Source organism: Moraxella sp. I5G (assembly GCF_055193055.1).
The window spans coordinates 52,393-65,882 of the sequence record NZ_JBUXLH010000011.1 but is presented as its reverse complement, the minus strand read 5'-3'; the positions used below and the strand labels follow the sequence as shown (position 1 = coordinate 65,882).

The window sequence follows — 13,490 nt, the reverse complement described above, 5'->3', positions numbered from 1 at the left end:
TATAAAATATATTTATAATAAAACACAGTCGGTGGTGTAGATTAAAGTTACTTCGAATTTCTATCTAAAGTCTTTAATCGTTTTGTTCCCCGACTTTTTTATTGGAAAATATCAAGATGAAAATAAATGCCAAAGCAACCATAAAAGATAAGGCTGTAAAATTAGCAGGCGGTTTTGGTTTATTTGCTGCTAAAAATTCGCCAGAAGCTGCTTTAAAACGGGCAGTAATGGCAAATTTATTGTGGGAAGATAATGCCTATCAAGATGGTAAATCGATTGCTGATACCATCAAAAAACTCATTCCAAAAACTCCCCCAGAAATCGTTTATCAAATTGCTTATGATGCTCGTCATATCCAAAAACTTCGTCATGTGCCATTGTTTATTGCTTGTCAAATGACGCGTCATCAAACGCACAGACCATTGGTTGGCAAGTTGCTTTCTAAGATTATTTTACGTCCTGATGAGCTGACTGAGTTTTTGGCTTTGTACTGGCAAGAAGGCAAAATACCAATTGCTAAACAAGTTAAAAAGGGGCTGGCAACCGCTTTCTTAAAATTTGATGCTTATCAACTGGCAAAATATAACCGCAAAAATACCATTAAACTCAAGGATGTAATGTTTTTGGTTCATCCTAAACCTAAAACAAATGAACAGGTACAGCTTTTTAAAATGCTTGCTGATAATACATTGCCCACACCTGACACTTGGGAAGTAGCATTGTCTGCAGGTCAAGATAAATATCAAACTTGGTGTAGGCTGATTACCGAGCATAAATTAGGAGCATTAGCTTATTTGCGAAATTTACGCAACATGCAAAAAGTAGGTGTACCTAATGAGCTGATTTATCAAGGGTTGTTATCATTAAATACCAAAAAGCTGCTTCCAATCAATTATTTGTCAGCGGCAAAACACGCGCCAGATTTTAATGATATTTTAGAAAAAATGATGCTACAAAGTTTGGCAAATTTACCCAAATTATCAGGACATAGTGTTTTTATTGTTGATGTATCTGGTTCAATGAACAGTAGAGTCAGTAGACAAAGCAATATGACACGTTTAGACTGTGCGATTGCAATGGCAATTTTGGCAAGTGGGCTGTGTGAAACAATCACATTGTATGCCACAGCAGGCAATGACTATACTTGCATTCATCAAACCCAAAAATTATCCAATCGAATGGGTTTTGGTCTGGGTAATGTTATTTTAAAGGCAGCTGATAATTTGGGTCATGGCGGAATTTTTACTCGCCAATGTTTGGAGTTTATTCAAAATGACCTGCAAAAACAGCCAAATTATCAAAAACCTGAACGTTTGTTAGTATTTTCAGATAGCCAAGATTGCGATAGAGTGCAAAAATTGCCCCAGCCATTTGCGAACAATAACTATATCATTGATGTATCTGCTCATACCCACGGCATCAATTATCAAGGGGTTTGGTCGGCAGAAATCAGTGGTTGGTCAGAGCATTTTTTGCGTTTTATTGCGGCTTTGGAAAGTGTGATATTACCAATGGATGCTTTGTGATAAAATCATTTAATTCAATGATTGTATCATTATTTTACTATAGTGAACTTTTTTTGAATAAAAGATAGAATACATATCCAAAAATAAAAAAACTATCAAGGATATTGGTAAATTTTGTAGCTTTTGTAAATATTCTAGATTATTTAGAAATATGTTAATAAATATTACTACAATACTAACACAGAATGCCTTCAACCATTTATTGCCATAAATACGAGTAATAGTAGCAAATAAACTTGCTACTATTATAAATAGATACCATATGGAAGTTATTATTAAAAATTTCTATTATTTATTAATTTCAATTCATTTATATTTGGCTTGATTAAGATAAATTTACATTTTATCTGTAAAAGTTATCTAGTGTAAATCCTTTAAAAATTTTTTAAGCATAGCCAATCTATTATATAACTCATCAAAATCAGATTGATCTGCAGTTAGTTTTGAAAAATTATTGTATTTTTCTGAATAGTTTGGATAACGTAGACAATTATGTAAAAAAGAATATTTGGTATCTTTTAAAACCAAGTCAGTCATTTGTTGTTTTATTTGTTTTTTAACGATTTCATCAGAGGATAAAATATCAAGAAGAAAATTTGCAGCATTTTCCACACAATGGCTTTTATTTTTTTCTCTAAAATAAGGGTTTTTGGCATCAACCAAAGTAAATATTTTCGCTCGAATAGTTTTTTCCATTGCTTGTAATATAAAATAACAAGCCTGTTCAAATAACTCAGATTTAGCTAAAATTATTGCTGCCTTTTCATCAGCATTAGCTATTTGTTGGTAGTTATCGCTAATGATAATATTGTGTTTAAGTTTGCCAATATAAGTCATATTATTTCTCATTTTAGTGTTATTGCTACTTGCCCCTTTGGTGTAACCTTAAAAATCTGCACTTTAAACAGCACATCTTGACCTGCTAAAGGGTGATTAAAATCTACTTTAACCACATCATCACTGACTTCACAAACCACTCCTGCTAAGGTGTTTTTACCTTTATCGACAAATTCCATCACCATGCCAACTACTGGGTTGGGTTCAGAAAGTGAAAATTGAGCCTTTGAAAATGTTTGCACATTATCAGCATTCCATGTTCCAAAGGCTTGCTCAGGCGGTAAATGAGCAGTGCGCGTATCACCTGCTTTTAAGTTGATTAAAACCTGTTCAAAACCAGCGAGTAAACTTTCATCACCAATGGTTAAGGTAACTGGATTTTCACGACCAAACGTGCTATCAATAATTGTGCCGTTGGGTAGGCTGACTTCAAAATGCAAGCTCACAGTACTATCTTTGCTGATACGAATTTCTTCGCTAGGGAGAATGGGAGTGTTCATTAATTTAGTTATCACAGTTAAAAATTTGTGCTAGTTTAACATAAAATTTACTTTTATTTTATGGTGATAACGGATAAATAATCTGTGTATAAATCTTACTCATTAAACACAAAATACATACAAACTGTGATAATCAATAAGCCGATTTACGGTATGATAAAAGGGTTAAACGGAGAAAATGTATGAAAACTGTTTTATGTGTGATGATACCCAGTCTATTTATTTTAACCGCGTGCGCAACTAAAAATCATCACACCATCACACCCCCAACTATTGTCAAAGCTCCTGATTTTAGTAAATTATCCACTAAAAGCTGTCGAGGTGGTGAGTTTATCAACACACCTGCGGTGCTAAAACTGGATAAGCGTGGCAAGGTTACTGATGTTTATGGGTTAACCATTCAGGATAAAAAACTTGCCAAACAAATTACCACTCAATTTAAAAAAGCAATTTACACACCCTATAAACATAATGGCGTGCCAATTACTAGAAATTTAGATGTGGCGATTCGTTTAAAGTGTCCAGGCTAGTTTTAATGAACGTAAAAAAGGCGTTGTTTCACCTTTTTATTGTGTATTTTAAGAAATTTTGCGTTTATTTTCCAAAAACAGCATATCAATCACTACAAGTGCCATACCAACACAAATGCCAATATCGGCAATATTAAAAATAGGGTAGTGCCAGACGTCTGCGTAATGCACATGAATAAAATCAATTACATAACCATAAAAAAAGCGATCAATCACATTGCCAACTGCACCGCCTAAAATCATAGCTAGACCTACGGATAACAATTTGGCATTTTTGGCAGTTTGTTTGAGGTAGTGGGTAATAAAAACCGAAACCACAATCCCTAAAACTGCAAAAAACCACTTTTGCCAGCCGCCTGCTTCTGCTAAAAAGCTGAAAGCTGCTCCATGATTGTAAGCTAAGGTCCAGTTTAAAATTGGTGAAATGATTTCCAACGTTTCACCCAATTCAAACTGATTATTGAAATAATGTTTGGTTATTTGGTCAAAAATAATTACAAAAACAGCTAGGGCGTAATAGCCCCAGACTGCTTTGGTAGGTTTGGATGAATTAGGCATACTGGCGAACTTCTCCTGACCCGTCTATATTATCAATACAGCGACCACAAAGCTCGGTGTGTACAGCGTGCGTACCAACGTCAGGTCGGATATGCCAGCAACGAACGCATTTTTCACCGTCGGCAGGCGTGATGGTAACGCCCAATTCACCTTTTTGCAGCTCTACATCACTAGTAATAAAGACAAAACGAGCTTCTGTACCTAGTTTTGTCAGAGCGTGATAGGTATCGACATCGCAACTGATGGTTGCTTTGGCAGTTAGGTTGCTGCTGATGAGTTTTTTACCGCGAGCATCTTCAATGGCTTTGTTTACCAAATCTTTAACCGCTAAAATATTTGCCCAATCATAAGGCATGATGTCTGTCATGGTTGGTGTTGGTAGTTCATACCATGTACTGGTAAATATGTATTTGTTTTCACCATCATCGGGTCGGATAAACAACCAAGCTTCTTGAGCAGTAAATGGCAAAATCGGAGCAATCCAGCGCACCAAGGCTTGAGCGATATGGTATAACGCGGTTTGAGCAGAGCGACGCGGCTGCCCATCTTTTTTGGTGGTGTAGGTTCGGTCTTTAATGATGTCCAAATAAAAACCACCTAAAGCCTGAGAACAAAATACCGAAACAGCTTGTACTACCTGGTGAAAATCCATTTCTTCATAAGCGCTTAAAATGGCTCTTTGGGTATCTTGAGCTTGTTTTAAGATAAATTTATCCAAATTAATAAGATTATCAAGTGCTACCCCGTCTGTTTTTATATCAAAATCGCTGGTATTGGCGAGCAAAAAGCGCAGTGTATTACGGATGCGTCGATATGTATCTACCGCACCTGCAAACACCTTGTCGCCTGCAGTCATTTCGTAACGGTAATCACTAGATGCAATCCAAAGGCGTAAAATATCAGCCCCCGTTTTATCAATTTGTTTTTGTGGTTCGATGATATTGCCGAGTGATTTGCTCATTTTTCGCCCATTCATATCTACCACAAAACCGTGGGTTAAGACTTGTTTAAATGGCGCACGTGCATAAATGGCTTCGGATGTTAAAAGCGATGTTTGAAACCAGCCACGATGTTGGTCTGAGCCTTCTAGGTATAAATCAGCAGGATTGGTTAAATTTTCATCATTATCAAGCACCGCAAAGTGGGTCGTTCCAGAATCAAACCACACGTCTAAGGTATCATTAATTTTGTGATAATGCTGTGCATCATCGCCTAAAAAGTCCTGACAGTCCGCCTCAAACCACGCTTCAACCCCGCCTTTTTCAATTATTTGGGCGGCTTTTTCAATGAATTCATTGGTTTTAGGATGCAGTTCATCGGTGTCTTTATGAATAAAAAACGGAATAGGTACGCCCCAAGTTCTTTGGCGGCTGATACACCAATCGGGGCGACCCTCTACCATAGCTTCAATACGATTTTGTCCCCAAGCAGGCGTCCATTTGACTTTTTTGATGTCATCCAAAGCTTTTTGACGCAGTCCCATTTTTTCCATACTGATAAACCACTGCGGCGTAGCACGAAAAATAATGGGTGTTTTATGTCGCCAGCAATGTGGATAACTGTGGGTGATGGTTTTTTGGTGCAACAAATGCCCGCTAGCTTTTAGAGCGTCAATGATTTTGGGCTGAGCTTTGTAGATGTGTTCACCTACAAAAACTTTGGCAATGTCATTATACACACCTGTATCACCAACAGGATTTTCAACAGGTAAAGAATATTTGGTTCCGACAACATAGTCATCCACCCCATGAGCAGGCGCGGTATGTACAAGCCCTGTGCCGCTGTCAGTGGTAACGTGGTCTCCTAAAATTAGTGGCACTTGTCTATCAGCAACCAAAGGATGCTGAGCAAGACTGTACTCTAAATCTTGACCTTGAACAGATGCTATCACCCCTAAATTGGTAAGCCCCATCTCTTTTAGAGCGTCTTCTACCAGTGCAGATGCTAAAAGTAATACGCCTTTTGAAGTGGTTACAAATTGATATGCTTCTGTGGCGTTAAGGCTAATAGCTTGGTTAGCAGGCAGTGTCCAAGGCGTAGTTGTCCAAATAACTGCTTGGGCGGGCGCGCCATTTAAATCAACGCCTTTGATGTCTACCAAGTCAAAACCCACATAGATGGCGTCGGATTGTTTGTCCTGATATTCTACTTCAGCTTCTGCTAAAGCCGAGCCGCAGTCCAAGCACCAATTGACAGGTTTTAGTCCGCGAATAATGTGACCATTTTCATAGATTTTACCAAGAGCGCGCACGATGTTTGCTTCTTGTTTAAAATTCATGGTTAAATAAGGATTTTCCCAATCTGCCAGCACACCCAAACGCTTAAAATCTTGTCTTTGTAAGTCAATTTGGCTTTTGGCGTATTCACGACATAGACGGCGAAATTCTCTGGCATCTACTTTTTGTCCAACTTTACCGACTTTTTGTTCTACCTTTTGTTCAATAGGTAAGCCGTGACAGTCCCAACCAGGAACATAAACGGCATCAAAACCTGATAAGTTTTTAGATTTGGTAATGATGTCTTTTAAGACTTTATTGACCGCATGTCCTAAATGGATTTGACCGTTGGCATAAGGAGGTCCATCGTGCAAAATGTATTTTGGTAGTCCTGATTTTTTGGCGCGTACTTTAGCGTATAAATCATCGTTTTGCCATTCTTCTAGCCATTTGGGTTCGCGTTTTGCAAGGTCGGCTCGCATGGGAAACGGCGTATCTGCAAGGTTTAACGTGTCTTTATAGTCAATTGCCATGATAATCTCAAAATAAAGAAAAATAAGCCATTATAGCCTAATTTTGTAATTTTAGGAATTATCAGCCGCTTGCTACTACAAAGATTGCTTGACATTATTTTAGACCCATATACAATAATTTGCCCAAACCATACACCATAGATATAAAAATACAATAGATATAAAAATGCTTCAATGACTAATTATCAAAAGAGCAATTTAATTATTTAATGTATATTTATTAATATGTTAACCCAATTATTCGTATATAAAAACCCGCCAACACCAAAAGCAGATTTGAAAATTCATTTTAAAATGGTTTAAAAGTATAAAAAATTTTTATCAATATTGAAACCCTATCTTTGGGGCGGTAGAATAGGTTTGTTTTACAGATATAATTCACAAGATGCAATGATTAATATGATGTTTATAAAAAGCGCATGTATCTTGCAAATAAAAACAGTAAAAAGTTAAGTTTGTGGTGATTATTGGGGGTTTGGTTTGGTAGATGAGCTTGTCAAAACTTTGATTGACTGCCCTTATTATGCCGCCCCAAAACGGGGTTTAACCGTTAAGGATTTTTTTGATGAAAGATTTTGCAATTGGTCAGCGGTATTTATCCGATAGAGAAAGCCAGCTTGGGCTGGGTGTAGTGGTGGATGTTGATGAACGTTCAGTACATATTTTATTCCCTCAAAGTCAAGAAACTCGCGTTTATGCTAAAGCCAGTGCTGCTTTGTCGCGCGTGGTGTTTGGGGTGGGCGATGTCATCAGCGACCAAGATGGCAATGAATTTGTTGTGGCGCGTTGTGAAGAAATCGCTTGTGTGATGCGTTATCATTTAACGTGTGGTAAATCACTGATGGAAACTAGACTTGGTGCCAATATCACCCTTGCTAAACCTTTAGAACGACTTTTAGCAGGACAGATTGAAAATAATGCTTGGTATGATTTGCGTCAGGATGCACTATCGCTACAAACCATTTTATCACGCCATCCACTGCGCGGACTAATTGGGGCGAGGGTGGATATTATCAAACATCAGCTGTATATTGCTCATGAAGTGGGAAAAAGGCTTGCTCCTAGAGTGCTTTTGGCAGATGAAGTTGGATTGGGAAAAACCATTGAAGCAGGACTTATCATTCATCAGCAGCTGGTTACGGGTAAGGCAAAACGGGTCTTGATTTTGGTACCTGATAGTTTGCAATATCAGTGGATGATTGAGCTAAAACGCAGATTCAATTTGGATTTTGCAATTTTTGATTTGGTAAGAACAGCATCCATCAAAGAACATAACCCAACTCAAAATGTATTTGCCACTGAGCAGCTGATTTTGGCAAGCATTGATTTATTATTAGACCATCATGATTTATATGAACAAGCCTACGCAGCAGGTTTTGACTTATTGGTTGTTGATGAGGCTCATCATTTGCAATGGGATGGTGAACAAGGTGGCAATGATAAATACGAACTGGTGGCAGATTTTGCTCAAAATACCCAAGGTGTACTGCTTTTGACAGCAACCCCAGAGCAGCTGGGTATTGAAAGCCATTTTGCCAGATTGCGTTTATTAGACCCACACCGTTTTGACGATTTGGATGATTTTGTGGCAGCACAGGATGCGTTTTTGGACGTGGCAAGTGTCGCAACCATGCTCATTGATGGCATACCGCTCAGTCAAAAACAAATTTTAGCAGTCGCAGGGCTTTTAGGTTTCACCGCCGATAAGATTGCTGATATTAATGAAAACGATAAAGTACGCACTCAAATCATTAATGAACTTTTAGATAGACATGGCACTGGTCGGGTATTATTTCGCAATACTCGCGACAGTGTGCAAGGGTTTTTTGGACGTACAAGCATTGCTTATCCTTTGCCACTGCCAGATGTTTGGCAAAATTCTACCTATACACATGGTAAATTAAGAGAACAGCTGTGGGGCGAAGAAACTTTTGCAGATAACAGTTGGCTTGAGCATGACCCTAGAGTTGGTTTTTTAATTGGATTATTAAAAGACGAATTAAAATATAAAAAAGCCTTACTCATCGCCAGAAGCGGTCAAACCGTTGAAGATTTGGAATTGGTGCTGCGTTTGCATGCGGGGGTTAAAACCGCCATTTTTACTGAACAAATGAGTTTGTTAGAACGCGACCAAGCTGCCGCTTATTTTGCCGATGCTCATGGCGCACAAATTTTGTTATGTTCTGAGATTGGTTCTGAAGGGCGCAATTTTCAATTTGTACAGGATTTAATTTTATTTGATTTACCTGCCAATCCTGATACACTTGAGCAGCGCATTGGGCGACTTGACCGCATCGGGCAGACAGGACAAATTCAGCTGCACGTTCCATTTGTCATGGGAACGGCTCAAGAGCGATTGTATCACTGGTATGACCATGCGCTAAATATTTTTCATCAAATCAGTCCTACCGCCCAAACGGTGCAAGAGACGTTTATTGCCGAATTAAAACCATTGCTTGAAGGAAAGGCGCAAACGGATTTTGACGAGGAGTTTGCAGCTTTAGTTGCTGATGCTAAGGCTTTACGCTTAGAATTAGAAGAGCAAATGCAACAAGGGCGAGACAGACTGCTTGAATACAATTCTTGCCGTCCAAATGTTGCTGACCGTATTGCAAAAGCCATGCAAGAATTGGACAGTCAGCAGCTTTTACCACGGTTTTTAGATAATTATATGCAAACGGTTGGGCTTGATTATAGTGTGCAACGAAATGGTTCTTGGGTTATTCATCCGGTTGATGGAAGCGAAATAGAAGGTACGGGAGCAGAATATTTGCCAATTGGTGAAGATGGTATGACCCTGACTTTTGATAGAAATCAAGCCTTGATTTATGAAGATATGCAGTACATGACCTTAGAGCATCCTGTGGTAACAGCGTTACTTGAGATGATAAAATCAGGCACATTTGGCAATACTTCTGTGGCATTATTAAAATCATCAGCATTGCCACAGGGGCTACTTTTGATGGAAAGTCAGTTTAGAGTGGAAGTGATTGCGCCAGAGTATCTTAATTTATCAGCTTATTTGCCTAAACAAACACTTAGGGTATTATTAACTGAAGGCGGTAAAGATTTAAGTAATGTTGCCACAGCTGACAAATTAAATCAATTGATAGAACGTTTAGACAAAACCAAAGCTCGCCAAGTGGTCAAAGCAAAAACGGATGTTATTAACGCCTTGTTTGAACAAGCAAAAACAACCGCAAACCATGAATTGGCAGAGATTGGTCAAATCGCCTCTCAAAACTTTGGTGAGTATTTAGACAAAGAAATTGGCAGATTGACTCGCCTGCAAGCAGTCAATCCAAATGTGCGCGATGATGAAATTGCTGCTTTGCAAAAAATGAAGGATACGGGGTTGTCAGCATTAACCCAGTTATCACTGGTTTCCGACTGTATTCGAATTTTGGTATGCGTTAAACCCAGTTAATATAAGGAAAATCATGCCCCATATTACCCTAGAAATCAGTGAAAATATCACAATCAATAATCCTAAAATGCTGTTAAATAAATTAAATCAGGCACTGTTTGCGACGGGTCATTTTCGGCAGATAAACGATATTAAATCGCGCATTCACTACCCAACTTTAAGTTTGGTGGGCAATGATTGGCAGGCGGGTTTTGTAGCAGTAACTTTAAAACTTTTAGCGGGTCGTACCACACAAATAAAAAATAACCTTGCCGAAACTGTGTTAAATGTTTTGCAAGATGAGTTCGCCCAAGATGATTATGATAAAATTTCGGTGCAATGCAGTGTTGAGATTTTAGAATTATCGGATAACTATCAAAAAATGGCTGCGTCATGAGTTTTGCAAAAGTAATCACCCGTTCAGTGGTTGGCTTGACCGCTAAAGAGGTTTTGGTGGAAGTGCATTTATCGCAGGGGTTGCCATCTCTGACGATTGTGGGGCTTCCTGAAGCATCAGTGCGCGAAAGTAAAGACCGTGTGCGTTCAGCAATCCTTAATAGTGGTTTTGAATTTCCTAATCGTAAACTAACCATCAATCTTGCCCCTGCTGATTTACCCAAAGATGGTGCAAGACTGGATTTGCCAATTGCTATTGGGATTTTGGCGGCTTCAGGGCAGCTGGATGAAAAAATTTTGGCAAATTTTGAATTGGTTGGTGAACTTGCATTAAATGGTGAATTGCGTCAAATTACAGGGGCTTTAGCAATAGCCCGAGCTATCAAACAACAAAATGGTCAGACTGCATTAATTTTACCCAAAACAAGCGCTAAAGAAGCTGCCAAAGTGGTTGATGTTACTGTGTTTGGGGCGACTTCTTTACTTGACGTGTGTCAGCATCTAAAAGCGGTGGCAAACGGCTTAAATCCAGAACATTTATTGCCTGTAATGATGGATGATAATAGGCCAGATGCAATCGCTTATCCTTTGGATTTAGCAGATGTTAAGGGGCAATTTCATGCTAGACGTGCTCTAGAAATTGCTGCTGCAGGTGGCCATTCTTTATTATTTACAGGCTCACCAGGCTGTGGAAAAACTCTAATGGCGTCAAGACTACCAAGCATTTTACCAGATTTAACAGACGATGAAGCGCTTGAAGTTGTCAGTATTTATTCTGTGGCAGGCGTGGATTATGACTATGGCGTTAGGCCATTTCGCCCTTGTCATCATACCATCAGTGCGGTGGCATTGGTTGGGGGCGGTTGTCATTTCCCTAAATAAATGGCACTTTTCCGAAATAAGTGGCACTATTGATCAAATCACTTAAATAAGCTAGTAGAGAAAGAAGGTAAAGTTATGTTGGACACAAAGCGATTAGCGATTAAAAAACAAATTTCAGTAGAAATATCTAAAAATAAAACAGATTATTTTCTAGCAGGTCAAGAATATCTTGTTATTGGCTATGGTGGTGTATTTTTTAGTGAGGAATATAATGATAAAAGTCAACCATTGGTAGAGCTTATCTGTGTGAATTTAACAAATCTTGAAAATAATAAGAAAAAAGAAAAATACAAAAGAAAAAGTGCTTTTGTGATTAAACTTGATGTTCAGTTAGGTTTGGTGAAAAGCATACCTATTGGAACGATTGGCTTTGTAAAGCAAGATGGTTTAAAAACAAACAAGATTGTGGTGTTTAAGCAGGTCATGGACTTTAAAAAGTATGCGTATGCGTTGCAGACAGATAACAACGATATGACTGATGAATATATAAAAATTGATGACAATGAACCATGTTTTAGTTTATTGCAAAAATATTGGTATGATTTTCTAGGCTATGAATATAGTGATGATAAAGAGAAAGTAAAGAAATATGGTGTGTATACGCCAGAACAGGATAAGTATACTTGGATTGTAAGCAAGGATAAGGCAGGAAAGACATTTCTACTACACCCCTTAACCTTATTAAATGCTCACTATGGTGTAAGTTCAGAGATTATAAGATTGCTTGTGTCAGAGCCTGCATGGGTAGATGTGGAAAAGAAGTTGGGTTTACATTATGATAGAAAGGACGGAGGGCAAGGGATGGCAAACAAGGCTGTTCTGATTGCTGAAAGGTTGGATATTAGGGATTGTGTATTTTTACATCACTTGAAAAATGACGAATATTCTGAGCAAGTGGTTAAGGCTGTTCATAATAATATGAGAGAGCAGTATGAACGTGCCGATTTTAAGGGAAATAAACATAACGTTAAATTTTGGCTAGAAAAGGTGAGGCCTTACCATAGGCAACCTGTTAGCTTGAACGTAAAAGGCATTGATGTTGGCGACAATACCATTTTAGTGACACAAATTATTGTAATCAATGAACCAGTGGGTGATACAGTTTATTATGTTTTGCCATCTTTAAATAACAAAAGTAAAAGAGCTGACGGAATACAGGGAGTGGCTTATCCAAAGGTTATTGCCAGAAATACCATTGATAAAGAGGTGTTGATTGTTAATGAAAGGGTTAATAATAATGATGTATCTGTAATTTATGCTGATATGCTTACTGTGGAAAGTGTACGAGAAAAGTTTAAAAAAGGGGAAGTTAATATAGATGGTGGATTGATGTATGCAAAAAAGGCACAATATGTTGTTTCAAAAGATGAAGCGGATAGGTATGCTATGGGTGAGCAGTATGGCAGTGATGGTAATGTAGGTCTTTCCCAATTGATAAGTGGTGAGCTTGCACTGGATGCTGAAAATTTTACAGGTGATGAGACACACCAATATCAGAAACTTATGGATAAATGCCAAAAGCATTTTAAGAGTGTATTAAGTTTTACAATTAATGGTGGGTTTGTATCAGGGCTGATAAAGCCTATGAGTTTTAGATATAGTAGAGCCTATCCGCAAAGTGTGCTTGTATTGATATGTGAACATGGAAAAGGACAAAAGTATATCTTTGTTGATTGCGAAGAGGTTGAAAAAATTAATGAAGCAGGCGAGCTTACAACTAGATGTTCGTCTGGTATTACTTTTGAATGGCTTGAAAAATGGAATGATAGTGATGAGTTTTTGATTTTTATTAAAGACGTATTGCAAGACATTGGGTTTAACAATGGTGTCATGAGTGATGATATGATTGATTTTCTTAAAAAAGAGCATGTAAATTGGACAATTTATCACCACACTAAGACAGGCGACTGGGTAAATACTGTTTTAATAAAACTAAATAAAAGCAGTTGATATGGGTTTGGCTAGATGTTGGTATCGTTGTGCTGACAGATGGCTAGTTCTAAATTGATGACTGGTGTTAAATCCACATTTTGCACCATAAAATCATTGATGTTTAAGTATTTGTTGATAGTCTAATCAATGCTTAAATATACATATATTCGCCAT

At 38.0% G+C, this 13,490-nt stretch carries 9 protein-coding genes and 1 pseudogene; 6 read left to right on the top strand and 4 right to left on the bottom strand.

Going from position 1 to position 13,490, the window contains the following annotated elements:
* The first annotated feature begins 116 nt into the window (after window positions 1-116).
* Entirely contained in the window at window positions 117-1,526 is a 1,410-nt protein-coding gene (locus ACZBKJ_RS07230; protein ID WP_463200316.1) for a TROVE domain-containing protein, read from the top strand.
* 360 nt (window positions 1,527-1,886) lie between these two features.
* On the opposite strand, the gene ACZBKJ_RS07225 is transcribed toward ACZBKJ_RS07230, so the two are convergent.
* Both ACZBKJ_RS07225 and ACZBKJ_RS07220 read right to left on the bottom strand, forming a co-directional pair.
* Window positions 1,887-2,363 (bottom strand): HEPN domain-containing protein, encoded by a 477-nt coding sequence (locus tag ACZBKJ_RS07225; RefSeq protein WP_463200315.1) that lies wholly within the window; start codon window positions 2,361-2,363, stop codon window positions 1,887-1,889.
* Between the two features lie 8 nt (window positions 2,364-2,371).
* Window positions 2,372-2,863, bottom strand: a complete 492-nt coding sequence (locus ACZBKJ_RS07220; RefSeq protein WP_463200313.1) for an FKBP-type peptidyl-prolyl cis-trans isomerase — start codon at window positions 2,861-2,863, stop codon at window positions 2,372-2,374.
* Window positions 2,864-3,045: 182 nt separating this feature from the next.
* Between ACZBKJ_RS07220 and ACZBKJ_RS07215 the strand changes: the two genes are divergently transcribed.
* On the top strand, window positions 3,046-3,393 hold the full coding sequence (locus tag ACZBKJ_RS07215) for a hypothetical protein (RefSeq protein WP_463200312.1): 348 nt from the start codon (window positions 3,046-3,048) through the stop codon (window positions 3,391-3,393).
* A 48-nt stretch (window positions 3,394-3,441) separates the two neighbouring features.
* On the opposite strand, the gene lspA is transcribed toward ACZBKJ_RS07215, so the two are convergent.
* Together lspA and ileS are read right to left on the bottom strand one after the other, a co-directional pair.
* Window positions 3,442-3,951, bottom strand: a complete 510-nt coding sequence (gene lspA, locus ACZBKJ_RS07210; RefSeq protein WP_463200311.1) for a signal peptidase II — start codon at window positions 3,949-3,951, stop codon at window positions 3,442-3,444.
* Window positions 3,944-6,700 carry an isoleucine--tRNA ligase gene (gene ileS, locus ACZBKJ_RS07205; protein ID WP_463200310.1) on the bottom strand — a complete coding sequence of 919 codons (2,757 nt, stop codon included), beginning with the start codon at window positions 6,698-6,700 and terminating at the stop codon, window positions 3,944-3,946. The genes lspA and ileS overlap by 8 nt, the downstream gene beginning before the upstream one ends.
* 565 nt (window positions 6,701-7,265) lie before the next feature.
* Between ileS and rapA the strand changes: the two genes are divergently transcribed.
* The 4 genes and pseudogenes from rapA (at window position 7,266) to ACZBKJ_RS07185 (ending at window position 13,334) form a co-directional block, all read left to right on the top strand.
* Window positions 7,266-10,127: an RNA polymerase-associated protein RapA gene (gene rapA / locus ACZBKJ_RS07200; RefSeq protein WP_463200309.1), complete on the top strand. Its 2,862-nt coding sequence runs from the start codon at window positions 7,266-7,268 to the stop codon at window positions 10,125-10,127.
* Window positions 10,128-10,140: 13 nt separating this feature from the next.
* Entirely contained in the window at window positions 10,141-10,503 is a 363-nt protein-coding gene (locus ACZBKJ_RS07195) for a 5-carboxymethyl-2-hydroxymuconate Delta-isomerase (protein ID WP_463200308.1), read from the top strand.
* Window positions 10,500-11,366 (top strand): annotated as a pseudogene (locus tag ACZBKJ_RS07190) (YifB family Mg chelatase-like AAA ATPase); the annotation flags it as partial. The gene ACZBKJ_RS07195 and the pseudogene ACZBKJ_RS07190, both read left to right, overlap by 4 nt.
* 93 nt (window positions 11,367-11,459) lie before the next feature.
* Window positions 11,460-13,334, top strand: a complete 1,875-nt coding sequence (locus ACZBKJ_RS07185) for a hypothetical protein (protein ID WP_463200307.1) — start codon at window positions 11,460-11,462, stop codon at window positions 13,332-13,334.
* The last annotated feature ends 156 nt before the right edge of the window (window positions 13,335-13,490 follow it).